Raw genomic sequence first — 24,815 nt, 5'->3', positions numbered from 1 at the left:
AGAAAAGGGATAAGCTCATTGCTTATCCCTTTTTGTTTTGACTTAATCGTAGAGAATAGTTTAGCGCTTACTTATCTTAAAAATAACTAAATAAAATACCTGCAAATAAAACGAAACCAACATAGTTATTATTCATAAAAGCTTGGAAGCACGGCGCTCTTTCACGCTCTGCTATAAGCTTTTGTTGATAAATAAACAAGGCAGTCACTAATAATAGCGACCAATAGTAAATACCTTTTAAATTCAATAAGATACCGATAAAAACTAATAATGCCAACATCACAAGCTGTAAAATACCGATAATAATCTTGTCATAACGACCAAATAAAATGGCAGTAGATTTAACACCAATTTTTATATCATCATTACGATCAACCATTGCATATTGCGTATCGTAAACTACAGACCAAACAATGTTGACCAAAAATAATAACCAACATACTAATGGTAAGCTTTCAGAAACAGCCGCAAACCCCATAGGAATTGACCAACCAAAAGCCATACCTAAAATCAGTTGAGGCAGATTGCTAAATCGTTTAACGAAAGGATAAAACCAGGCGAGCGCAAGCCCTGCAACAGAGAGCCAAATGGTCATCGTATTGAGTGTTAGGACTAATCCAAAAGATAAGAGAACCAAAACAATAAATAAAATTTTGCTCTCTTTTTCTGTCACAGCCCCACTAGGTAATGGTCGATTTTTAGTTCGTTCAACACTGCCATCAATTTTTCGGTCAGCAAAGTCGTTTATTACACACCCAGCAGCACGCATAGAGAACACGCCAATAGTAAAAACAATCAGGATATGCCAATCAGGAAAGCCTTTAGCAGCAATCCATAAAGCCCAATAAGTTGGCCAAAGTAATAATAGCGCTCCGATAGGTTTATCTATACGCATTAAACGGCTATATGCTTGCCATTTACTTTGCGTCATACTTCCCTCCAATTTTAGCTCCCCCTAATTACTTCTCATACACTGGTGATGCAGGTAGAAATACCTCAGTTAATAATAAAGGTTTATCTGAAAGCTGGAAACGAGAACGGCGTAACCAATACCCGTTTTGTTGCCCGATATGAATAAAATCGCGACTTAAGGTTGTTTCCTGAAACAAATAACGCCCAAGTGGAACAGTTCTGAGATTGACCAGTTTTCTATCTTCGCCTGTCAGGGTCTCTTCGGGTACTAACGTCCGCCCTAATAACCAAGGAATATCGTCACCACACAATACCACTTCTCTTAACCAATAACGCTGACTTTTGGGTAGACAGGTTTTTTCATCAGCAGACTCAATAAAGTCAATAAATCCTTCTTGATAAGGCATTACAGTGACTTTTTGGCAATATTGCTCAAATCGCCGTGTCATTGAGCCTAATTCCATTAACCAGCTTAATGTACTTTCATTAATACTTTCATGTTCCTCACTGGGCAACCAATGGATAGGAGCAGGTGTAATTATTGATTTTCTGAACATTATTTCATCATCGCGCGTCGATGATCCTAGCTTGTGTGAATCATGATCCATAAGGATATCATGATGTGACTAAGGGAAGTTAAAAGCTGATAACATTTCGCATAAATAATCTAAAAAAGCGTTAAAAGAAAATCAAACTGAGCACTCACTGATCAAAAAAACAAAGGAGGTCATAAAACCTCCTTTGTATCTAACCAACTACTTATATTCAATTTATTCGATTAACGCCAAGCTTTGTAACGATTAATTAGGTTATTTGTTGAACTATCATGGCTGTTAACACTTTCCTTACCTTTTAATTCAGGAAGGATACGATTAGCAAGCTGTTTACCTAATTCAACCCCCCATTGGTCGAAAGTGAAGATATTAAAAATAACGCCTTGTACAAAGATTTTATGTTCATACATCGCAATTAATGCGCCTAAAGAATAAGGCGTAATTTCTTTTAACAATATAGAGTTAGTTGGACGATTACCTTCAAACACTTTAAAAGGTGCAACATAGCCCATCGTTTTAGGATCTTTTCCTGCAGCTGCAAATTCTGTATCTACTTGCTCGCGTGTTTTACCAAAGGCCAATGCTTCTGTTTGAGCAAAGAAGTTAGACATTAATTTAGCGTGATGATCTGATAGTGGATTATGGCTAATCGCAGGCGCAATAAAATCACAAGGAATAATTTTTGTGCCTTGGTGTATCAGTTGATAAAACGCATGCTGGCCATTTGTACCCGGCTCACCCCAAATAATAGGCCCCGTCTGATAATTGACTTTGTTTCCATCACGATCAATATACTTACCATTTGATTCCATATTGCCTTGTTGGAAGTACGCTGCAAAACGGTGCATGTACTGATCGTATGGCAGAATCGCTTCAGTTTCTGTGCCAAAAAAATTGTTATACCAAATGCCAATCAGAGCAAGGATCATCGGAATGTTATTTTCAGCATCAGCGGTTCTAAAGTGATTATCCATAGCATGCGCACCTTCGAGTAATTGCTCAAAGTTGTCATAACCAACAGATAATGCGATAGACAAACCAATGGCTGACCATAATGAATAACGCCCACCCACCCAATCCCAGAATTCAAACATATTGGCAGTGTCGATACCGAATTTTTCAACTTCTGTGCTATTCGTGGACAAAGCGACAAAGTGTTTAGCAACAAAAGCACTCTCTTTAGCCGAGGCTAAGAACCAATCTCTTGCAGAGTGCGCATTTGTCATGGTCTCTTGTGTTGTAAATGTTTTTGATGCAATTAAGAATAATGTCGTTTCGGGATCGCATTTTTTCAGTGTTTCGGCGATATGTGTACCATCAACATTCGAAACGAAATGCATAGTAAGGTGATTTTTATACGGGCGTAATGCTTCTGTTACCATATAAGGGCCAAGATCAGAGCCACCGATACCAATATTGACAACATCAGTAATTGCTTTGCCTGTATAACCTTTCCATTCACCACTAATAATACGCTCACTGAATTTTTTCATTTTATTCAGTACTGCATTAACTTCTGGCATAACATCTTTGCCATCAACAATGACGGGAGTATTGCTACGATTACGTAATGCAGTATGCAATACAGCACGATCTTCAGTGCGGTTGATTTTTTCACCCACAAACATGCTATTTATCGCACCTTCTACATCACATTCCTTAGCCAAAGCCTGCAATTTCTCTAATGTTTCTTTCGTAATACGGTTTTTTGAAAAATCCACTAGAATGTGGTCTGAAAACATTTTTGAGAATTGCTCAAAACGTGATGGATCCTGAGCAAAAAGCGTTTTCATCTCGGTATCTTTGATCACCGAATAATGGTTTTCTAATGCCTTCCAAGCTAGGGTTTGAGTTGGGTTTACATTTTTCATTCACAATACTCTCTTAAGATTACAATCCAATATTCTCAGATTGTAGCCTGACATTTAATAGTTACAGTCAATTCTTTCTCATTTGATGATATTGGTCAAAACCAATCAACAAATCTAGTACTAATTACCTACATTGGTAAAACCGATAATGTGAAGCTGATTATTAATTAAATTGATTATTCTTCACTCCGCATTGACTCTCTACTTAATAACCGATATTCCTAATTGTGTCCAACATCTCATTTTTGCTTAAAGGAATACGACAATGACTGATAATACTGCTACGCCTTCATCTTCATCTTCGCCATACACTATCGCTAAATTTGGTGGCACCAGTGTTGCTAACTATTCAGCAATGGAAAAATGTGCAGATATTATCCTGAAACAAAAGTCTGTTCGTGTCGTCGTCCTTTCCGCATCTGCAGGAGTCACTAATCTACTGATTGAACTTGCAGCTGGCACTGAACCCACACAACGAGAGGCTTTACTTTCACAAGTTCGTGATATTGAGTACGCGATTATCAATCAACTTTCTCAGCCAGAAATTATTTCACAAGAAATAAATCGCCTGCTTGAGAATATTGAGATGCTCTCTGAAGCGGCTGCATTAGCAACTTCTGATGCATTAACAGACGAACTTGTCAGTCATGGCGAATTAATGTCAACCTTACTTTTTGTTGAGTTACTACGTGAAAAAGGCATACAAGCAGATTGGTTTGACGTCAGAAAAGTGATGAAAACGAATGATCTATTTTGTCATGCTGAACCCGATATGGTGCAACTCACAGAACTCACACAAAGTCTTATTCAACCTCGTTTAGAAGAAACCGTTATTGTCACACAAGGCTTTATTGGCCAAGAACCAAAAGGGAGAACCACAACCCTAGGGCGTGGTGGAAGTGACTATACTGCAGCTCTGATTGGTGAAGCACTAGGCATGTCTCGTGTAGATATCTGGACGGATGTACCAGGTATTTACAGCACCGACCCAAGAATAGTGCCAGAGGCGCATCGTATTGATCAAATTGCTTTCGATGAAGCGGCAGAGATGGCTACCTTTGGGGCTAAAATTTTGCATCCTGCCACATTATTGCCCGCCGTTCGTAGTGGTATTCCAGTGTTTGTGGGTTCAAGCAAAGCCCCTGAAGAAGGGGGAACTTTAGTTTGTGCTCAAACAGAAAATCCACCTGTATTCCGTGCGATTGCACTACGTAGAAAGCAAACATTACTCACGTTACATAGCCTAAAAATGCTTCATGCGCGTGGCTTCTTAGCTGAAATTTTTACCATTTTATCGCGCCACCATATTTCGGTTGATGTGATAACAACCTCTGAAGTCAGTATTGCTTTAACCCTTGATACAACAGGTACAACCAATTCATCAGGTAGTTTATTAACTAATGCATTATTAACCGAGCTTTCTGCATTATGCCGTGTTGAAGTAGAAGAAGATCTGGCATTAGTTGCCGTGATTGGTAATTCACTTTCACAGGTAAATGGTTTAGGTATTAAGATTTTCGGTACATTAGAAGATTATAATATTCGTATGATTAGCCATGGTGCAAGTACTCACAATTTATGTTTATTAGTTGATGGCAAAGATGCGGATAATATTGTACGTAAATTGCATGATACGTTATTTTAATTAATAACTAATAATATATAAAAGAGAGATAAATAATTATTTCTCTTTTTTTAACCTTGGGTTTAAAAAAGATAAAAGTTTTAAAGTCATTGTTTTATCACTTATTAAAATAAACACCTTATTTAATTAATAAGGTAGTGAAAATGAAAATATATAATGACTTTAGCATCTGTAATGCTCTAAAAAATGCAGCAAGTGAAAAATCAATTTCAAAATCTGATTTGGAGAATTTAAGAGCCAGCATCACCTATATCTATAATTCAGAAATAAGCAGTGTAACCTTATCGAAAGAACAAAAAACTAATGCAATATATCAAATTGAAAAGGATGGAACAGCAAAGGATTTTACTCCATCAACGATAGATAAATAGCGCGTAAAATCAATTAGTTACCTTGATAACAAAGTAGATAATAAATCATCAAAAATCAAAGAACACACTATAATATAAAATAATATAGACAAAATAAAAGAAATAAATTCAAAAAATCTTTAAATTTAAAGAATTAAAAAGGCCTCTTTCTCTAAGAAGCCTATTCTCTATTTTTTAATAAACCCGATAACCACCATATTTCTTAGCAAATTGATTAAATTTACCAAAATCAATTAAAGCGATTTCTAAAGAACGATGAGCAAGATGTGACATTTTTGCAATTTTTTCAACAAAAACCCGGTTATCTTCCAGTAGTTTAGCGGTAAGTGTAGCAGCAATTATTTCGCACTCTTTTGGTGTGACTATCCAACCATCATTCGTAGCAAATTTATGGATAGGGATATTGCCGTCTTTTTCACTCTCTTTGGCTAATAGCGCCTCTTCTTCTTTCATTGCCTGTTTAAATAACACGATTTCTTCTTCAACAGGCTCAGGGGAAGTAGGAATTTGATGATAAATATAATCCCCCACCTCTTCAATTCGTGCTGGTGTCATTTCAGCTCTCAGCCAAATTTTATCAAATGCTTTTTCATCTAAAATTGTCTCTGTATCTAAGCTTCCTGTTAGTTGCATCAAATTTAAAAACGCATTAATTAAAACTTCACTTAATGGGTAATTTCCTTTTGCTAAAGAAGGAAATGGCACTTCAGCGCCAGCAGGTGGGGTTTTCTGAAGATACAAAGTATAGTTCATCATAATGTCCTTTTTTTCTGATACAGGCTTATAGCTTATACACCTTTAGTGGGAACTGCGAGAGGAAATAATAAGGGGATATTACTATCCCCTCACTCTTTATTACATTATTGAGACCTTGAAATAAACTAAGACTCATACCCTAAATTAGGTGCTAACCAGCGTTCAACTTCACTCACGCTCATCCCTCGGCGTTTTGCGTAATCTTCAACCTGATCTTTTTGTATTTGAGCAACCGCGAAATATTTACTTTCAGGATGACTAAAATACCAACCGGATACTGAAGCACCTGGCCACATAGCATAAGCATCTGTTAGCTTCATACCAATGCGATTTTCAACATCAAGCAACTGCCAAATTTTCGCTTTTTCTGTGTGTTCAGGACAAGCTGGATATCCCGGCGCAGGACGTGTTCCTTGATATTTTTCTCGAATAAGCTCGTCATTAGAGAGATTTTCATCAGGACTATAACCCCAAATTTTTGTTCTCACTTGTTGGTGCAGATATTCAGCAAAAGCTTCTGCTAATCTATCTGATAACGCTTTGACCATAATTTTATTGTAATCATCATGAGCATTATCATAAGCATTGGCTAGCGTGTCTTCTTCTAGCCCTCCAGTTACAGCAAAAGCCCCGAAATAGTCAGGAACACCACTTTCTACGGGCGCAATAAAATCTGCTAAACAGTAGTTAGGAAACTCTTTTTTCTCTGTTTGCTGACGCAAATGGCAACTGTGCAATAACGCATGCTGTCGGCTTTCATCTTGATAAATAACAATATCATCCCCCAGACGATTAGCAGGGAAGATCCCCATAATCCCTTTAGGTGTGAGTAAGTTTTCATGACTTAGCTTATCCAGCATCGCATTTGCATCAGAAAATACCCGTTTCGCCTCTTCACCCACCACGTCATCTTCTAAAATACGCGGGTATTTTCCTGCTAAAGACCACGTCATAAAGAAAGGTGTCCAGTCGATATATTCACGCAACACATCAATGCTTGCCGTAATTTCTTGCACACCTAGTTGGTTCGGTTTGGGGGGCGTGTAATTCAGCCAATCAATTTTGAGTGCATTGGATCGCGCAATATCTAAAGAGACTGGCGGTGTACGTGGTTTTTTTCTAGCGTATTGCTGGCGTACTATTTCATATTCACGCCGTGTTTTTGCAACAAAATCAGCTTTTTGAGTTTCAGATAATAGAGCAGCTACAACACCTACCGTACGTGATGCATTTTGTACATAAACGGTAGGATGACTATAATTTGGTTCTATTTTTACGGCAGTATGAGCTTTAGACGTTGTGGCACCACCAATCATTAATGGCAACGAAAAGCCCCGCCTTTCCATCTCTTTAGCCACATTCACCATTTCATCAAGTGACGGGGTAATCAGACCTGAAAGACCAATAATATCGACTTTTTCATCAATCGCCGTTTGCAGGATCTTATCGCAAGGCACCATCACACCCAAATCAATAATCTCATAGTTATTACACTGCAAAACAACACCCACAATATTTTTACCGATATCGTGAACGTCGCCTTTTACGGTAGCCAGTAAAATTTTACCTGCGGAAGTACCTGCTTGTTTAGTGGCTTGAATATAAGGCTCAAGATACGCAACAGCTTGCTTCATCACTCGCGCTGATTTTACAACTTGAGGTAAGAACATTTTACCTTCACCGAACAAATCACCGACGATATTCATACCATTCATCAATGGCCCTTCAATAACCTCAATCGGACTTGAGGCCTGTTGACGACACGCTTCGGTATCTTCAACAATAAATTCGGTGATCCCTTTAACTAAAGCGTATTCTAGACGTTTCTCTACATCCCATTGTCGCCATTCAGCAAGTTGATGGTTTTGTTCATCACTTTTCGTTCCACGATAACGCTCTGCCAATGCTAATAGATTATCAGTGCTTTCTTCATGGCGATTTAAAATAACGTCTTCTACAGCATTACGTAGCTCATCAGGCAATGAGTCGTAAATAGCAAGTTGTCCTGCATTCACAATCCCCATATCCATGCCATTTTTTACGGCGTAATAAAGAAAAACAGAGTGAATAGCTTCACGAACAGGATCGTTCCCTCGAAATGAGAATGAAACGTTAGATACCCCACCAGAAATTAAAGCATAAGGTAGTTGAGATTTAATATCTGCACAGACTTCAATAAAATCAACAGCATAATTATTATGTTCAGCAATACCTGTCGCGACTGCAAAAATATTAGGATCAAAAATAATATCTTCAGGTGGAAAACCTGCTTGCTCTGTTAATAACTGATAAGCCCGGCGACAGATTTCGATTTTACGCTCTCTAGTATCCGCTTGCCCCACTTCATCAAACGCCATAACAACAACAGCAGCACCATATTTACGCACTAATTTAGCATGTTCAAGAAAAGGAACTTCTCCCTCTTTCATAGAAATCGAGTTAACAATTCCCTTGCCTTGGATACACTTTAATCCCTCTTCGATTACTTCCCATTTTGAAGAGTCGATCATCACCGGAACCTTGGCAATATCAGGCTCACCAGCAATAAGGTTGAGAAAACGTGTCATGGCTTCAACTGCATCTAACATGCCTTCATCCATGTTGATATCGATGATTTGAGCACCATTTTCAACTTGCTGACGCGCAACATCCAATGCTTCTTGATAATTACCTTCTTTTATCAAGCGCTTAAATTTTGCAGAGCCCGTTACGTTAGTTCGTTCCCCCACATTCACAAACAATGAGTTCTCATCAATCACTAAAGGTTCTAAACCTGAAAGGCGACACGCTTTCTTAAGAGTTGGTAATGTTCTTGGGGCAATACCTTCTACTGCTTGTGAAATTGCAAGAATATGTTCAGGTGTTGTTCCACAACATCCTCCCACAATATTGAGAAAACCAGATTGTGCCCACTCTTTAATTTGCTCAGCCATTTCTTGAGCGTCTAAGTCATAGCCTCCAAACGCATTAGGTAAACCTGCATTAGGATGAGCACTGACATAGGTTTCAGAAATTTGTGAAAGTGTTTGAATATATTGGCGTAATTCTTTAGGGCCTAGCGCACAGTTTAAACCAAATGAAAGCGCATCGGCATGGCGTAAGGAGTGGTAGAATGCTTCTGTGGTTTGACCCGTTAACGTTCTTCCTGAAGCATCTGTAATGGTGCCAGATATCATCACAGGTAATTCAATATTCAGCGATTCAAATTCACATTTTATCGCAAAAATAGCTGCTTTCGCATTTAATGTGTCGAAAATAGTTTCGACCATAATTAAATCGACACCGCCTTTAATTAACCCTCGAGTCGCTTCTCGATACGCGACCACCAACTTATCAAATGAAACATTACGAAAAGCGGGATCATTAACATCAGGAGATATGGACGCCGTTCTATTTGTTGGTCCTAAAACACCAGCGACATAACGCGGTTTATCGGGAGTTAAAGTACTCCATTTATCTGCACAGGTTTTCGCTAATTTTGCCGCTTCTTCATTTAATTCAAAACAGAGCGACTCCATCTGATAATCAGCCATCGCAATGGAAGTCGAGTTAAAGGTGTTGGTTTCAACAATATCAGCCCCCGCCTGGAAATAAGCGTCATGAATATCGGCAATAATTTGGGGTTGTGTTAACACTAAAAGATCATTATTTCCTTTAACATCACAACCCCAATCAGCAAAACGCTCACCTCGATAATCAGATTCTGTCAGTTGATATTGCTGGATCATTGTACCCATTGCACCATCAAGTACTAAGATACGTTTTTCTAATGCTTCCACTAGTTGTTGTTTTATGTTTGCCACGTTGTTTCCTCTTAACCGAGAATGTTTTTATTCTTATTTCTTTATTTTTCTTTCGTTGTTTTTTTATCCTACCATATCTTTTTACAAAGATTTCTAAGACGAAGATGAGAGATTTTCACTCAGTAATAAATACTTTTAATAAATATTTCTTATCACACACTTTGTTTTGAAAAATGCAGTGATCGGAGGAGTTTTATTATGCGAGATAGTTCATAATAGATATTAATATGGATAGCATTTCTGGAGTGTATGCATGACAGTTTCCCCTACAAATAAAAAAGTGCGTAAGACGAAAACAACTGCCACTCAAAGCACTGCACAAGGAGGGCCGGTTCAGTCGTTAAGTCGTGGACTGACATTATTGGAATATATTTCCGAATCTCCGGGTGGTATTGCCCTAACTGATCTCGCCTTTCAAGCTGGATTACCCAATTCCACAACGCACCGCTTACTCACTACACTTCAACAGCATGGTTTTGTCCGTCAAGTTGGAGATTTAGGATTGTGGGTTGTTGGTACACATGCTTTTATTGTTGGTAGTAGCTTTCTGCAAACTCGTAATCTTTTAGTGATGGTGCATCCTATTTTGCGTCAGTTGATGGAAGATTCTGGTGAAACCGTCAATCTGGCTATTCTTGACCAAATTGAATTTGATGCCGTAATCGTCGATCAAGTGCAATGTAATGCACTAATGAGAATGTCAGCACCTATTGGTGGTAAATTACCGATGCATGCATCAGGTGCCGGTAAAGCATTTCTTTCAACATTACCAGAAAATAAATTACTGCCTTTACTCCAGAAAAAAGGCTTGATGGCCTATACCCCACATACCCGAACACTTCCTTCATCTTTAAAAGAAAACCTAGAGCAGGCCCGTAAACAAGGCTTCTCTTTTGATGATGAAGAGCATGCTTTAGGCCTACGTTGCATTGGCGCTTGTATTTATGATGAACACCACCAGCCTTTTGCCGCAATTTCACTTTCAGGGCCCGTATCTAGAATGACAGATTCACGCATCACTGAATTAGGCGCAATGGTTATCAAAGCAGCAAAACAAATTAGTCGTGAATATGGTGGAATAAAAAGTTAATCCTATCTATCACCTTCCTCATTGCAAAACGATAACACTGAGGAAGGAACTCCTTAATTAAACCGATTCAGCTTTTTTAAAATGACAGGTTTTAAGCTTTATTTCCGTTAAATATAAAAAAACCATTATTTATCACCTAAAAAAATTGATGTTGATCACAGATGTTGTTTAAGACGCGCTAAGAGTATTGCAACTCATCTTGTTACCCGTAACAATGTTACCGGTAACAAAATACTATAGCTAAATTCTCATACTCTCTTTTCATAGCCAATAGTAACGCTGATCACCCTGTGTGAATAAAGGAAGCATCATTATGAACCCTAAAAACCATGACCCAATTCAGAACGACTTTGTTCCGCTTAACGAGACTGTAAAACAGGTGACAGAGCGTATTATTACTCGCTCACAATTGACCCGTCGCGCTTATCTGAAAAAAATTGAAGTTGCAAAAAGCCAAACAGTACATCGTGCTCAGTTGGCTTGCGGTAATTTAGCTCATGGTTTCGCTGCTTGTCAGGCTGATGATAAAAATCGCCTAAAAAATATGGTTCATAATGATATTGCCATTATCACTGCTTACAATGATATGTTGTCAGCGCATCAACCATATGAAAATTATCCTCAAAAAATTAAAAAAGCATTACATGCTGTTGGTGCCGTAGGGCAAGTTGCGGGCGGTGTTCCAGCTATGTGCGATGGTGTCACTCAGGGTCAAGACGGCATGGAGTTATCACTCCTTAGCCGTGATGTGATTGCAATGTCAGCGGCTGTTGGTTTATCCCATAATATGTTTGATGGTGCACTCTATTTAGGGATCTGCGATAAAATTGTTCCTGGACTGACGATGGCAGCACTCTCTTTTGGTCATCTTCCTGCTATTTTTGTTCCTGCAGGTCCAATGACGAGTGGTTTACCTAATAAAGAAAAAGTACGTATTCGCCAGCTTTATGCTGAAGGTAAAGTGGATCGTAACGCTTTGTTAGAAGCCGAAGCTGCATCTTACCATAGCATTGGTACCTGCACCTTTTACGGTACAGCGAACTCAAATCAGATGGTCATGGAAATGATGGGACTACATTTACCTGGCGCTTCTTTTGTCCATCCAGATACACCATTACGTGATGCATTGACTGAGGCGGCAGCTAGCCAAATAGTACGTCTTACTGAGAACTCCGGTAACTACCTCCCTATCGGTCAATTAGTTGACGAGAAGGTGATTGTAAATGGCATTATTGCTCTGTTAACAACAGGCGGATCCACTAACCTGACAATGCATTTAGTTGCGATGGCACGCGCGGCTGGCATTATCATTAATTGGGATGATTTTTCTGAACTTTCACAAGTCGTGCCACTGATTGCTCGCATTTATCCTAATGGACCTGCTGATATCAACCAGTTTCAAGCCGCAGGTGGTATTGCACTAATTATTCGTGAACTACTGAAAAAAGGCTTAATTCATCGTGATGTCAATACTGTTGCAGGATTTGGTATTGAACGTTATACCTTAGAACCTTGGCTAAATGAGGGTAAGCTCGATTGGCGTGAAGGTTCGACAAACTCTTTAGATAAAGATGTCATCGCTGATATCAATACACCTTTTTCCTCACATGGTGGCACACAAGTAATGCAAGGTAATTTAGGTAGAGCTGTAATGAAAACCTCTGCTGTCCCTGATGAGAATAAAATTATCGAAGCACCTGCTGTTGTCTTTAATAGCCAACATGATATTGCCACTAAATTTGAAGCAGGTGAGTTAAATAAAGATTGTGTGGTGGTTGTACGTTATCAAGGGCCACAAGCCAACGGTATGCCAGAATTACATAAATTAATGCCGCCACTGGGGGTATTAATGGATAAAGGCTACAAAGTCGCATTAGTGACTGATGGTCGACTTTCAGGTGCATCAGGTAAAGTACCAGCTGCAATTCATGTCACGCCAGAAGCTATTAATGGTGGTTTATTATCCAAAGTACACGATGGCGATATCATTCGTGTTGATGGTAAAACCGGTGAGTTAACACTCCTTGTTGATGAACAAACACTCAATGCTCGCCAAGATAAAGTGCCTGATTTAAGTGCAAATGATATAGGCTGTGGCCGTGAACTGTTTGTGAATTTGCGTCGTCATTTATCCGGAGCTGAACAAGGTGCTTGTTGTATTGATTTTTAATACCAACAAGTTTTAATACCTAACGAGGAGCAGATTTAATTCATTTGCTCACCATTTTCTAATTAGGAAATACAAATGATGAATCATTGGAATACGAGTGCAGAGTCTGTACTAAAATCAGGGCCAGTTGTTCCTGTTATTGTTATTAATCATATTGATGAAGCGGTACCAGTTGCAAAAGCTTTAGTTGCAGGTGGCGTAAGGGTTTTAGAAGTCACATTACGTACAGATTGCGCTATTGACGCCATCCGCCGTATTGCAAAAGAAGTGCCAGAAGCCATTGTAGGTGCAGGAACTGTGATTAATCCGCAACAATTAGCACAAGTTACTGAGGCAGGCGCTCAATTTGCTATTAGCCCTGGATTAACAGATGCACTACTTAAAGCAGCTGTTGCGGGGAATATTCCTTTAATTCCAGGTATTTCAACGGTTTCTGAATTAATGCTAGGGATGAGTTACGGTTTAAATGAATTTAAATTTTTCCCAGCAGAAGCTAATGGGGGTGTTAAAGCATTAAAAGCGATTGCAGGACCATTCTCAAAAGTTCGCTTTTGCCCAACTGGAGGCATTTCACCAGATAATTATCGTAATTATCTTGCGCTAGAAAGCGTACTTTGTATTGGTGGCTCCTGGTTAGTCCCTAATGATGCGGTTAAAGCAGGTGATTTCCAGCGTATTACTGAATTAGCTAAAGAAGCCGTTGCTGGCGCTCAGCGCTAATTTTTGTAATAAAAAATATATTTAGCCCAATAAAGATAGGCATCCCCCATCCCCTTTATGCCTATCTTTGTTTAACCTTTTTTATCCTGACGGATCACAATAAACAAATCGCTTAGTTTGAGAATAAGCGTAAACATCTTCAATATACCCTTCTTTAATTCTTTGCTGTTGTTGTTGCCAATACTCTGGTGATAAAAGATCACGATGTTGAGCCTCAAAATAACAACAAACTTGCTTATCACTGCATAAAAAATAACGAAATTCTTCTGGGAAAACATCATTAAGTGCAACGCTATACCAGGGTTCACTGGCTAATTCATCTTCAGGATAACGAGCTGGCGGGATCGCCCGAAAATTCATATCTGTTATATAACTAATTTCATCATAATCATAGAAAATAACACGATGATGACGAGTTACACCAAAGTTTTTAAATAACATGTCACCGGGAAAAATATTCGCAGCGATAAGCTCTTTTAATGCTTGCCCGTAGTCTTCAACGACTGCTTTAAGTTGATTATCATCACACTGCGCCATATAGATATTAAGTGGCGTCATTCTTCGTTCCATATAAAGATGACGGATCAGTAATTTATCACCCAGATCTTCTAATTTATTGGGGATCTCTTGTTCCAAAATAACCATTAATTCAGGACTAATTCTTTTCTTATCGATCACGAAATTCTCAAACTCTTGAGTATCCGCCATTCGTCCAACACGATCGTGCTCTTTAACCAACTGGTAGCACTCTTTTACGCGCTCTGCTGTGATTGTTTTCTGTGGTGCGAACTTATCTTTGATGACTTTAAAAACGCGATCATACGTTGGTAACGTAAATACCAACATCACCATACCTTTTACTCCAGGTGCTTCGATAAATTGCTCCGATGAAAAATTCATAAAAGCAAGGTATTCCCGGTAGTATTCTGTTTTACCGTGTTTTTGGCATCCTATAGACATATAAAGCTCAGCGATAGATTTACCCGGTAATATATCTCTTAGCCATGCGACTAATGCCGCAGGAAATGGGGCATAAACCATAAAATAAGAACGGGCAAAACCAAAGACAATGCTGGCTTCATCTGCGGTTATCAAACAAGTATCAATCAACAATTGTTGTTCAATATTATGAATAGGTAATAAGAACGGAATATATTGATTATCAATCACAATTTTACCTATTAGCCAAGCAGCCTTATTACGATAAAATAGTTCATTTGCAATATGAAATACCGCATTGTGTAACTGCAAAGAAGAATATTGGGCATTAAGCACATTACAGATTGAAGTAATATCTCGTTGCTTATTTTGCCACGGCAATCGTAAAGGTAAACGTGATAGAATGTCATGCAACAATGTCGCCAAATCACTTTGAATAACAAACTGCTTTGATAACGGTCGAGGCGCTTGTGTAAAGCGATAAGCAGGTTGCGAGGAAAAAACAAAGAGGTTTTTTTTATTTAATTCACGATGATGAAATAGACGACAATAAACAGAATTAAAAAAGCTTTCTGCAATCTCAAATCGAGGATAATTGGGGAGTAATAATGTATAGTTTTCTTTTACTTTTTGTAAAAAAAAACTTTCTTTATCAATATCATGACGAATAGATCTAAGCTGTTCAACCACTAATCCAACATGATTATCATATAAACGGATGCGCTCTTTCATCGCTAGCTGAGCACCGTGCCAATCTGCTTGCTCAAAACGATATTGCGCTCCTGACGTTATCTCAAGGAAACGACCATATTGAGCATCAAAACCTTGTAAAATTGTTTGAGCAATCAAATCTTCCGGCGTCATTCACAACCTCACGAAAAAGAGGAGCATCCTGCTCCTGAATTATCACCACAAAAAGAGAGAACAATATTTTTAAACTTTAGAATTGCTGCTCTTCTGTTGAGCCCGTTAATGCCGTCACAGAAGACATACCACCTTGAATAATCGTCGTCACTTTATCAAAATAACCGGTCCCTACTTCTTGTTGATGTGATGAGAAGGTATAACCTTGATTAAGTGCAGCAAACTCTTTTTGTTGTACCTTCTCAACATAATGTTTCATACCTTCGCCCTTGGCATAATCATGTGCTAAATCAAACATGTTGAACCACATGCTATGAATCCCTGCTAAAGTAATAAATTGGAATTTGTATCCCATTGCCGAGAGCTCATCTTGGAAATGTGCAATCGTGCGATCATCAAGATTCTTTTTCCAATTAAAGGAAGGTGAACAGTTATAAGCCAGCATTTTTCCGGGATATTTATCGTGAATAGCTTCTGCAAATTTAGCCGCCATTTTCAAATCAGGGAGCGATGTTTCACACCACACCAGATCAGCATAAGGCGCATAAGCTAGACCTCGGCTGATAGCTTGATCGATACCTGCATGAGTACAGAAGAAGCCTTCAGGTGTACGTTCCCCTGTTAAGAACGAACTATCATAAGGATCGCAATCTGAAGTTAAGAGATCAGCAGCATCAGCATCTGTTCTTGCAACCAATAACGTTGGCACATCAGATACATCAGCAGCTAAACGTGCTGCAACCAGCTTTTGTACAGCCTCTTGGGTTGGAACTAATACTTTTCCCCCCATATGGCCACATTTTTTTACAGCAGCTAACTGATCTTCAAAGTGAACCCCCGCTGCCCCAGCTTCAATCATGGCTTTCATTAATTCAAAAGCATTTAATACTCCCCCAAAGCCAGCCTCCGCATCAGCCACAATAGGAAGAAAAAAATCAATATAGTCTTTATGTTGAGGGCCAATACCATTTGACCATTGAATTTGATCTGCACGTCTAAAGGTATTATTAATACGCTGAACAACATTAGGCACTGAATCAACAGGGTATAAAGATTGATCAGGATACATACTTGCCGCGGTGTTAGCATCTGCAGCAACTTGCCAGCCTGAAAGATAAACCGCTTCTAATCCTGCTTTTGCTTGTTGCAAGGCTTGCCCACCCGTTAAAGCACCGAGTGCATTAACATAACCTTTCTTCGATTTTCCATTTAATGATGACCAAAGCCTTTGAGCGCCACGTCGCGCTAAGGTATGTTCTGGGTTAACCGAACCTCTTAATTTAATGACATCTTCAGCGCTATAAGGACGAGTAATACCTTTCCAGCGAGGTTGTTCCCACTCTTTCTCTAATTGGGCGATTTGCTCTGATCTACTAATAGTCATAAAAACAGCTCCTATAAATACGGTAGTGATGATGTTTGCAGTTTATAAATACGTTTTGGCGTATCTTTTTTAATTTAAAAGTTGATAACCCGGTAAAGTCAGAAAATCGACTAATTCATCTTGGGTTGTAATGTTATCCATCAAAGAGGCAGCTTCTTTAAAACGCCCCTCTTCAAAACGTGTATCACCGACTTCTTGACGTATCACCTCAAGCTCTTCTTTCAGCATGTTACGAAAAAGATCTTTAGTCACGATTTGCCCATCAGACAGTGTTTTTTGATGGCGGATCCATTGCCAAATAGAGGTACGTGATATTTCTGCTGTTGCGGCATCTTCCATTAATCCATAGATAGGCACACAACCATTGCCAGAGATCCACGCTTCGATATATTGCACAGCAACACGGATATTAGCTCTCATCCCTTTTTCTGTGCGTTCACCAGTACAAGGCGCTAATAACATGTCAGCTGTTATTTTTTCATTACGTTGCACATCGAGTTGATTTGAACGAGATCCCAACACTGCATCAAAAGCCGCTAATACCGTTTCAGCTAGTCCCGGATGGGCAATCCAAGTACCATCATGGCCATTTGTTGCCTCAAGCTCTTTATCATCAAATACTTTTTTCAAAATGACACCATTTTGCTCTGGATCTCGACTTGGAATAAAAGCCGACATTCCTCCCATCGCAAAAGCACCACGCTTATGGCAAGTTTGAATAAGTAAACGAGAATAAGCACTTAAGAAAGGCTGAGTCATCGTGATCCCTTGTCTATCAGGTAATACACGATCAGGATAATTTTTTAATGTCTTGATATAACTGAAAATATAATCCCAACGACCACAGTTAAGCCCGACAATATGCTCTTTCATGTGAAAGAGAATTTCTTCCATTTGAAAAACAGCCGGTAAGGTTTCAATCAATACGGTAGCTTTAATCGTACCTATAGCTAAACCAAAACGTTTTTCTGTGAAATGAAAAACATCGCTCCACCATTTAGCCTCTTGCCAGGTTTGCAATTTAGGAATGTAAAAATACGGCCCACTTCCTTTTTCTAACAGTGCTTTATGGTTATGGTAAAAATACAATGCGAAATCAAATAACCCGCCAGCAATGGGTTTCCCCTGCCATAAGACATGCTTTTCAGGAAGATGTAACCCTCTAACTCTAGCGATCAATACTGCTGGTGATGCATTTAGTTGATAGCATTTACCCTGTTCATTCGTATAAGAAATGGTGCCTTTGACCGCATCGCGCAAATTGATTTGTCCATCAATCACTTTATCCCACGTAGGCGCTAAAGAGTCTTCAAAGTCTGCCATAAAGACTTTCACATTGGCATTTAATGCATTGATAACCATTTTGCGATCGACAGGTCCGGTTATTTCGACACGACGGTCTTGCAGATCTTTAGGTATTGGGTTTACTTTCCACTCTGAATTTATAATGGAACTCGATTCCGAAATAAAATCAGGGAGCATTCCGTTATCAACTTTATTTTTCCAATGATCCCTTTCTGCTAATAATGCATGCCTTCTCTCTGAAAAGTGACTTACCAAATCAGTTAAAAAACACTTAACATCATGATTTATTATTTCTTTTTCCTGTTCACCAAAAGATTGCGTAAAATTTAATTCTTCTATTATTAACGATTGTGACATTCGGCATTCCCCTAAAATCGTTTACACACCTGATTAAGATTAATGCAGTTTTCACAAAAATCAAAAATGAATTCCATTTTTATTTAAATAATTTTTAACAATGTGATTACAATGGTGTTTTTTTATTGTACAAAAATGAAATTTTCAAAAATAACTTGAGGCATCAAGAAGAGATCGACAATGAAAGGAAAAGAGGAATGTGAATACTTGATGATTTTAGCTATATAGCATTTCCTTATATGAATATTCTTCATACACAACATGAAAACCTCGACATTCAAAAAGTTATTAGATAGATTTAGGCTTCTAGATGTCTAGATGTTTCATGGAGGTTATTGAAATGCCAATTAGAGTACCGGATGAACTACCCGCAGTCAGTTGTTTACAAAAAGAGAATGTCTTTGTCATGACATCCAGTAGAGCGAGTATTCAAGATATTCGCCCTTTAAAAGTGCTTATCCTTAATTTAATGCCAAAGAAAATAGAAACAGAAAACCAATTTCTGCGGTTGCTTTCTAATAGCCCCCTTCAAATTGATATTCAATTATTACGTATTGACTCACGTATTCCTAAAAATACACCTGTAGAACATCTCGATACTTTCTATTGTGATTTTGACCAAATTAAAGAACAAAATTTTGATGGTCTTATTGTGACAGGGGCACCATTAGGATTAATTGAATTCGAAGATGTGGCTTATTGGACTGAAATAAAAGAAGTGATTACATGGGCTAAAGAACATGTCACCTCAACACTTTTTATTTGCTGGGCGGCACAAGCAGGATTAAATATTTTATATGGCTTGCCAAAATATACGCTAGAGCAAAAAATTTCAGGGGTATACAGTCATAATACTTGCTCTCCTCTTTCATTGTTAACTCGCGGATTTGATGAAACTTTTTTTGCTCCTCATTCTCGCTATGCTGGCTTTCCTATCGACTTTATTAAACATAATACTGATTTAGAAATCCTTGCAACTTCAGAAGAAGCCGGCGCTTATTTATTTGCATCAAAAGATAAAAGAGTCGTTTTTGCAACAGGGCATCCTGAGTACGATCCCAATACACTGGCAGATGAATATCATCGAGATGTTAAAGCAGGTTTAGATCCACAATTACCAGAAAATTATTTTCCTAATAATGACCCGAATAAAAAACCTATCGCTTCTTGGCGTAGTCATGGTCATTTATTGTTTGCAAACTGGTTAAACTACTATGTTTATCAGATAACACCTTTCGATCTTACGCAAATGAATCCAACATTAGAATAAAGAAAAACCCCAAAATCAATTTGGGGTTTTAAGATAACGGCTTGTCAAATTAAGGATTATTTATAACGGTGAGCCAATGCATTAGCAGCAATCATTGCATTATAAACGTCTTCTTCAGTAACCCTCATCGGCATATTGCCCATGGTATCACCTTCTGCACAAGCAATTTTCGCCACAGTACGCCATTCGCTTTCAATGAATTCTTTCATACCCATATCTTCAAGTGTCAGTGGTAATTCAGCCGCTTTAATAATACGGATCACTTCATCAATTTCTTCTTGTGGCGCATTTTCTAACACTAATTGTGTTAATAAACCAAAAACAACTTTTTCACCATGTTGAACGCGATGTAAAGACTCAACCGCAGACATACCATTGTTGACCGCATGAGCAGCGGCTAAACCGCCAGCTTCGGCACCAACACCACTAAGATAAATTGTTGCTTCAATAGTTTGTTCTAATGCTGGTGTAGTAATTTTATGGCGGATAGCATCCATTGCTTTATCAATGTTTTCACTTAACATTTCAAAGCATAATTGTGCTAAACCAAGGCCTGTACGTGATGGGCGTTGATTGACTAAGTTTAAACCGTCTGCTTGATAGCAAGCACGTGCTTCAAAGTAAGTCGCTAGAGCATCACCTACACCCGCTGAGAAAAAACGTTGTGGTGCAGAGGCAATAATCGCAGTGTCTGCAATAACAACATCAGGGTTTTGTGGTAAAAATAAATATTTATCAAACTCACCATTTTCTTTGTATAACACTGAAAGTGCCGTACAAGGTGCGTCAGTAGAGGCAATCGTAGGGAATAAAATAACAGGAATATGTTGATAGTAAGCAACCGCTTTAGACACGTCCAATGTCTTGCCACCCCCAATACCAATGATAACGTTCGCTTTATTCTCAATCGCAATTTTACCAAGGCGATGAACTTCAGCTTCAGTACATTCGTAATTAAATTTTTCAACCATTGCTTCAATCTTATTTTCTTTAAGAGAAGGAAGCGCTTCTTGGGTTACTTTTTCTAAGAAAAATTCATCACTAATAATAAAAGCATTATCACCAAAATCTTTAACGTATTTGCCAACAGAAGCAAGAAGTTGGCTACCAATAAAGAATTTTTTTGGGGAGGTTACAGAACGAGGTAATATAGACGGCATAACTAAATTCCTTTATTTTAGATTTTGCTATAAACAATAGCAGAATTAGTCTTTCATCTTACCTCTCATCAGAATATGAATCTAGTAAACTCTCTGATAGGTGTTATCTAATATATTGATATCGCCTGATTAAAATTCATAAAAAACATATGATTATTTTTAAATAATTTCAAAACAACCGGTTAATTAAACATTTATACCTATAATATAAGCATTGTTTTATAACTAAAATAACGTAATTTAGGATCATCAATGACACTTATACGAGAAAAACTGACGTTACCTGCAAATGCCAATAAACTCTTATTGCATTCTTGTTGTGCCCCTTGTTCTGGTGAAGTCATGGAATCATTACAAGCTTCAGGCATTGAATATACAATCTTTTTTTATAACCCCAATATTCACCCTCAAAAAGAGTACTTAATTCGTAAAGAGGAAAATATCCGTTTTGCTAAGAAACATAATATTCCTTTTGTCGATGCCGATTATGATACCGACAATTGGTTTGAAAGAGCTAAGGGAATGGAAAAAGAGCCTGAACGTGGTATCCGATGCACAATGTGTTTTGATATGCGTTTTGAAAGAACAGCTCTTTATGCCGCTGAAAATGGTTTTTCTGTTATTTCAAGTTCACTTGGGATCTCACGCTGGAAAGATATGAAACAAATAAATGATTGTGGCGAAAGAGCAGTAGCGCCTTATCCAAATATGGTTTATTGGAATTATAATTGGCGTAAAAAAGGGGGCTCAGCCAGGATGATAGAAATAAGTAAGCGAGAACAATTCTATCAACAAGAATATTGTGGGTGTATTTATTCATTAAGAGATACAAATAAACACCGTAAATCACAAGGTCGAGAACTTATTAAGATTGGTGTTCAATATTATACTGCTTAGATCTTTTTTCCTTTTATTCCAGGCATCACAAAAGTGATGCCATAAAAAGGACAACACAATAAATCGTTATTTGATATACAGTCATGTTATATTCACGTTATAACAACATATATTATTTTATTAAGGTGATTTCTTGTGGAAGACGCTGTCATTCTCGTAGATAAAAATGATAATGAGCTAGGAACAATGCCAAAACTTGAAGCTCATATTGTAGGCGCCTTACATCGAGCCTTTTCATTATTTATCTTTAATTCAAATCAGCATTTACTTATTCAACAACGTGCAATATCTAAATATCATTCTGGTGGTTTATGGGCAAATACATGTTGTAGCCACCCGCTTCCAAACGAATTACTGTCAGACGCTATTCATCGCCGTTTAGATGAAGAATTAGGCATGAAATGTGATATGCAATCTATCGGAACCATTCTGTATAACGAAAAAGTGACAGATGATCTGATAGAGCATGAATTTGATCATCTATTTCTGGGATTTAGTGATGAATTACCACATAGCAATCCCGATGAAGTGATGGATTATCGTTGGGTCGCTCTCGATTCTCTTTATCAAGATATTGAAGAGAATGCGAAAAATTACAGTGTTTGGTTTCGTTATATCTTAAACCGAATGGGAATTGAACAGTTTTCTCGTTGGAGCCAAGGCATTATTTAGCAATTATCTTATTAACGATCTAAATAAAATAAGCAACTTATGTTTTTGGTCTTTGTTTCTATCTAGTCACTATTAAATTCAATGAATTAGCGACTAATATATCTATTATAAAAACCTTAAACGCAAAAAAGCCAACCCAGTGGGTTGGCTTTCTCGTCTTATTTAATGCCTGGCAGTTCCCTACTCTCACATGGGGAGACCCCACACTACCATCGGCGCTACAACGTTTCACTTCTGAGTTCGGCATGGGATCAGGTGGGACCGCTGCGCTATGGCCACCAAGCAAATTCGGTTTTATTACCCGCTTCTTTCCTTTCGGTCAGTCGCCAGTAATATCAATCTTAAACAAGCCTACTTTATCTACTCTTCGTCTCTCAGACAAAACACCTTCGGTGTTGTCAGGTTAAGCCTCACGGTTCATTAGTACTGGTTAGCTCAACGTATCGCTACGCTTACACACCCAGCCTATCAACGTCTTAGTCTTAAACGTTCCTTTAGGTCACTCAAGGTGACAGGGAAGACTCATCTCGAGGCAAGTTTCCCGCTTAGATGCTTTCAGCGGTTATCTCTTCCGCACTTAGCTACCGGGCAATGCCATTGGCATGACAACCCGAACACCAGTGGTGCGTTCACTCCGGTCCTCTCGTACTAGGAGCAACCCCTCTCAATCTTCCAACGCCCACGGCAGATAGGGACCGAACTGTCTCACGACGTTCTAAACCCAGCTCGCGTACCACTTTAAATGGCGAACAGCCATACCCTTGGGACCTACTTCAGCCCCAGGATGTGATGAGCCGACATCGAGGTGCCAAACACCGCCGTCGATATGAACTCTTGGGCGGTATCAGCCTGTTATCCCCGGAGTACCTTTTATCCGTTGAGCGATGGCCCTTCCATTCAGAACCACCGGATCACTAAGACCTACTTTCGTACCTGCTCGAGCCGTCACTCTCACAGTCAAGCTGGCTTATGCCTTTGCACTAACCGCATGATGTCCGACCATGCTTAGCCAACCTTCGTGCTCCTCCGTTACTCTTTAGGAGGAGACCGCCCCAGTCAAACTACCCACCAGACACGGTCCCCGACCCGGATTACGGGCCTAGGTTAGAACATCAAACGTTAAAGGGTGGTATTTCAAGGTTGACTCCATGCAGACTGGCGTCCACACTTCATAGTCTCCCACCTATCCTACACATCAAGGCTCAATGTTCAGTGTCAAGCTATAGTAAAGGTTCACGGGGTCTTTCCGTCTTGCCGCGGGTACACTGCATCTTCACAGCGAGTTCAATTTCACTGAGTCTCGGGTGGAGACAGCCTGGCCATCATTACGCCATTCGTGCAGGTCGGAACTTACCCGACAAGGAATTTCGCTACCTTAGGACCGTTATAGTTACGGCCGCCGTTTACTGGGGCTTCGATCAAGAGCTTCTCCCTAAGGATAACCCCATCAATTAACCTTCCAGCACCGGGCAGGCGTCACACCGTATACGTCCACTTTCGTGTTTGCACAGTGCTGTGTTTTTAATAAACAGTTGCAGCCAGCTGGTATCTTCGACTGGCTTCGGCTCCGTCCGCAAGGGACTTCACTTACCGCCAGCGTGCCTTCTCCCGAAGTTACGGCACCATTTTGCCTAGTTCCTTCACCCGAGTTCTCTCAAGCGCCTGAGTATTCTCTACCTGACCACCTGTGTCGGTTTGGGGTACGATTGTTGGTAACCTGAAGCTTAGAGGCTTTTCCTGGAAGCAGGGCATCAATTGCTTCACCACCTTAGTGGCTCGTCATCACACCTCAGCATTAAGTGACCGGATTTGCCTAATCACTCTGCCTACATGCTTGAACCGGGACGACCGTCGCCCGGACAACCTAGCCTTCTCCGTTCCCCCATCGCAGTTACCACCAGTACGGGAATATTAACCCGTTTCCCATCGACTACGCTTTTCAGCCTCGCCTTAGGGGTCGACTCACCCTGCCCCGATTAACGTTGGACAGGAACCCTTGGTCTTCCGGCGTGCGGGTTTTTCACCCGCATTATCGTTACTTATGTCAGCATTCGCACTTCTGATACCTCCAGCAT

Annotated in this window: 17 protein-coding genes and 2 rRNA genes; 8 read left to right on the top strand and 11 right to left on the bottom strand. The window is 39.2% G+C overall.

The window, feature by feature from the left end:
* Positions 1 to 76: 76 nt before the first annotated feature.
* The 3 genes from ubiA to pgi all read right to left on the bottom strand — a co-directional run bounded on the left by ubiA (position 77) and on the right by pgi (position 3,337).
* Entirely contained in the window at positions 77 to 931 is an 855-nt protein-coding gene (ubiA, locus tag GWI97_RS10485; protein WP_036934587.1) for a 4-hydroxybenzoate octaprenyltransferase, read from the bottom strand.
* Between the two features lie 28 nt (positions 932 to 959).
* Complete coding sequence (ubiC, locus tag GWI97_RS10480; protein ID WP_036938822.1) at positions 960 to 1,469, bottom strand: chorismate lyase; 510 nt, start codon at positions 1,467 to 1,469, stop codon at positions 960 to 962.
* 221 nt (positions 1,470 to 1,690) lie between these two features.
* Positions 1,691 to 3,337, bottom strand: coding sequence for a glucose-6-phosphate isomerase (gene pgi, locus GWI97_RS10475; protein ID WP_036934588.1), 1,647 nt, complete (start codon positions 3,335 to 3,337; stop codon positions 1,691 to 1,693).
* 265 nt (positions 3,338 to 3,602) lie between these two features.
* Here pgi and lysC point away from each other — a divergent pair, with 265 nt between their 5' ends.
* Positions 3,603 to 4,982 (top strand): lysine-sensitive aspartokinase 3, encoded by a 1,380-nt coding sequence (lysC, locus tag GWI97_RS10470; RefSeq protein WP_036934589.1) that lies wholly within the window; start codon positions 3,603 to 3,605, stop codon positions 4,980 to 4,982.
* Positions 4,983 to 5,125: 143 nt separating this feature from the next.
* Entirely contained in the window at positions 5,126 to 5,353 is a 228-nt protein-coding gene (locus tag GWI97_RS10465) for a hypothetical protein (RefSeq protein WP_036934590.1), read from the top strand.
* A 174-nt stretch (positions 5,354 to 5,527) separates the two neighbouring features.
* Here GWI97_RS10465 and GWI97_RS10460 read toward each other — a convergent pair whose 3' ends face one another.
* Both GWI97_RS10460 and metH read right to left on the bottom strand, forming a co-directional pair.
* Entirely contained in the window at positions 5,528 to 6,106 is a 579-nt protein-coding gene (locus GWI97_RS10460) for a hypothetical protein (protein ID WP_036934591.1), read from the bottom strand.
* 128 nt (positions 6,107 to 6,234) lie between these two features.
* Positions 6,235 to 9,912 carry a methionine synthase gene (gene metH / locus GWI97_RS10455; RefSeq protein ID WP_087803319.1) on the bottom strand — a complete coding sequence of 1,226 codons (3,678 nt, stop codon included), beginning with the start codon at positions 9,910 to 9,912 and terminating at the stop codon, positions 6,235 to 6,237.
* A gap of 253 nt (positions 9,913 to 10,165) precedes the next feature.
* Here metH and iclR point away from each other — a divergent pair, with 253 nt between their 5' ends.
* The 3 genes from iclR to GWI97_RS10440 all read left to right on the top strand — a co-directional run bounded on the left by iclR (position 10,166) and on the right by GWI97_RS10440 (position 13,892).
* Positions 10,166 to 11,002, top strand: coding sequence for a glyoxylate bypass operon transcriptional repressor IclR (iclR, locus tag GWI97_RS10450; protein ID WP_036934598.1), 837 nt, complete (start codon positions 10,166 to 10,168; stop codon positions 11,000 to 11,002).
* 313 nt (positions 11,003 to 11,315) lie between these two features.
* Positions 11,316 to 13,172, top strand: coding sequence for a phosphogluconate dehydratase (gene edd / locus GWI97_RS10445; RefSeq protein ID WP_087803317.1), 1,857 nt, complete (start codon positions 11,316 to 11,318; stop codon positions 13,170 to 13,172).
* A 78-nt stretch (positions 13,173 to 13,250) separates the two neighbouring features.
* Positions 13,251 to 13,892, top strand: a complete 642-nt coding sequence (locus GWI97_RS10440; RefSeq protein ID WP_036938828.1) for a bifunctional 4-hydroxy-2-oxoglutarate aldolase/2-dehydro-3-deoxy-phosphogluconate aldolase — start codon at positions 13,251 to 13,253, stop codon at positions 13,890 to 13,892.
* Between the two features lie 81 nt (positions 13,893 to 13,973).
* Here GWI97_RS10440 and aceK read toward each other — a convergent pair whose 3' ends face one another.
* The 3 genes from aceK to aceB all read right to left on the bottom strand — a co-directional run bounded on the left by aceK (position 13,974) and on the right by aceB (position 18,741).
* Positions 13,974 to 15,695, bottom strand: a complete 1,722-nt coding sequence (aceK, locus tag GWI97_RS10435) for a bifunctional isocitrate dehydrogenase kinase/phosphatase (RefSeq protein WP_036934601.1) — start codon at positions 15,693 to 15,695, stop codon at positions 13,974 to 13,976.
* 76 nt (positions 15,696 to 15,771) lie between these two features.
* Entirely contained in the window at positions 15,772 to 17,079 is a 1,308-nt protein-coding gene (aceA, locus tag GWI97_RS10430) for an isocitrate lyase (protein WP_036934605.1), read from the bottom strand.
* Between the two features lie 69 nt (positions 17,080 to 17,148).
* A complete protein-coding gene (gene aceB, locus GWI97_RS10425) occupies positions 17,149 to 18,741 on the bottom strand; it encodes a malate synthase A (RefSeq protein WP_036934607.1) in 1,593 nt (530 codons plus the stop codon).
* Positions 18,742 to 19,081: 340 nt separating this feature from the next.
* On the opposite strand from aceB, the gene metA reads away from it, so the two are divergent.
* Entirely contained in the window at positions 19,082 to 20,011 is a 930-nt protein-coding gene (metA, locus tag GWI97_RS10420; RefSeq protein ID WP_036934608.1) for a homoserine O-acetyltransferase MetA, read from the top strand.
* Positions 20,012 to 20,067: 56 nt separating this feature from the next.
* Here the strand turns inward: metA and GWI97_RS10415 are convergent, their stop codons facing one another.
* Positions 20,068 to 21,171: a glycerol dehydrogenase gene (locus tag GWI97_RS10415; RefSeq protein WP_036934610.1), complete on the bottom strand. Its 1,104-nt coding sequence runs from the start codon at positions 21,169 to 21,171 to the stop codon at positions 20,068 to 20,070.
* A 252-nt stretch (positions 21,172 to 21,423) separates the two neighbouring features.
* Here GWI97_RS10415 and GWI97_RS10410 point away from each other — a divergent pair, with 252 nt between their 5' ends.
* Positions 21,424 to 22,068, top strand: a complete 645-nt coding sequence (locus GWI97_RS10410) for an epoxyqueuosine reductase QueH (protein ID WP_036934612.1) — start codon at positions 21,424 to 21,426, stop codon at positions 22,066 to 22,068.
* A 135-nt stretch (positions 22,069 to 22,203) separates the two neighbouring features.
* Positions 22,204 to 22,740 (top strand): isopentenyl-diphosphate Delta-isomerase, encoded by a 537-nt coding sequence (gene idi / locus GWI97_RS10405; RefSeq protein WP_036934617.1) that lies wholly within the window; start codon positions 22,204 to 22,206, stop codon positions 22,738 to 22,740.
* A gap of 167 nt (positions 22,741 to 22,907) precedes the next feature.
* On the opposite strand, the gene rrf is transcribed toward idi, so the two are convergent.
* Positions 22,908 to 23,023, bottom strand: a 5S ribosomal RNA gene (gene rrf, locus GWI97_RS10400).
* Positions 23,024 to 23,139: 116 nt separating this feature from the next.
* A 23S ribosomal RNA gene (locus GWI97_RS10395) occupies positions 23,140 to 24,815 on the bottom strand; the annotation flags it as partial.

Source organism: Proteus sp. G2300 (assembly GCF_009915965.1).
GTDB classification, from domain to species: domain Bacteria; phylum Pseudomonadota; class Gammaproteobacteria; order Enterobacterales; family Enterobacteriaceae; genus Proteus; species Proteus vulgaris.
Note: the sequence above shows the minus strand (reverse complement) of the source record. Positions and strands in the feature narration are given on the sequence as shown.

Excerpts from the sequence above, each read along its gene's own strand:
- ubiA (WP_036934587.1), bottom strand. The coding sequence starts at position 931 with ATGACGCAAAGTAAATGGCAAGCATATAGCCGTTTAATGCGTATAGAT.
- ubiC (WP_036938822.1), bottom strand. The coding sequence starts at position 1,469 with ATGTTCAGAAAATCAATAATTACACCTGCTCCTATCCATTGGTTGCCC.
- pgi (WP_036934588.1), bottom strand. The coding sequence starts at position 3,337 with ATGAAAAATGTAAACCCAACTCAAACCCTAGCTTGGAAGGCATTAGAA.
- lysC (WP_036934589.1), top strand. The coding sequence starts at position 3,603 with ATGACTGATAATACTGCTACGCCTTCATCTTCATCTTCGCCATACACT.
- GWI97_RS10465 (WP_036934590.1), top strand. The coding sequence starts at position 5,126 with ATGAAAATATATAATGACTTTAGCATCTGTAATGCTCTAAAAAATGCA.
- GWI97_RS10460 (WP_036934591.1), bottom strand. The coding sequence starts at position 6,106 with ATGAACTATACTTTGTATCTTCAGAAAACCCCACCTGCTGGCGCTGAA.
- iclR (WP_036934598.1), top strand. The coding sequence starts at position 10,166 with ATGACAGTTTCCCCTACAAATAAAAAAGTGCGTAAGACGAAAACAACT.
- edd (WP_087803317.1), top strand. The coding sequence starts at position 11,316 with ATGAACCCTAAAAACCATGACCCAATTCAGAACGACTTTGTTCCGCTT.
- GWI97_RS10440 (WP_036938828.1), top strand. The coding sequence starts at position 13,251 with ATGAATCATTGGAATACGAGTGCAGAGTCTGTACTAAAATCAGGGCCA.
- aceK (WP_036934601.1), bottom strand. The coding sequence starts at position 15,695 with ATGACGCCGGAAGATTTGATTGCTCAAACAATTTTACAAGGTTTTGAT.
- aceA (WP_036934605.1), bottom strand. The coding sequence starts at position 17,079 with ATGACTATTAGTAGATCAGAGCAAATCGCCCAATTAGAGAAAGAGTGG.
- aceB (WP_036934607.1), bottom strand. The coding sequence starts at position 18,741 with ATGTCACAATCGTTAATAATAGAAGAATTAAATTTTACGCAATCTTTT.
- metA (WP_036934608.1), top strand. The coding sequence starts at position 19,082 with ATGCCAATTAGAGTACCGGATGAACTACCCGCAGTCAGTTGTTTACAA.
- GWI97_RS10415 (WP_036934610.1), bottom strand. The coding sequence starts at position 21,171 with ATGCCGTCTATATTACCTCGTTCTGTAACCTCCCCAAAAAAATTCTTT.
- GWI97_RS10410 (WP_036934612.1), top strand. The coding sequence starts at position 21,424 with ATGACACTTATACGAGAAAAACTGACGTTACCTGCAAATGCCAATAAA.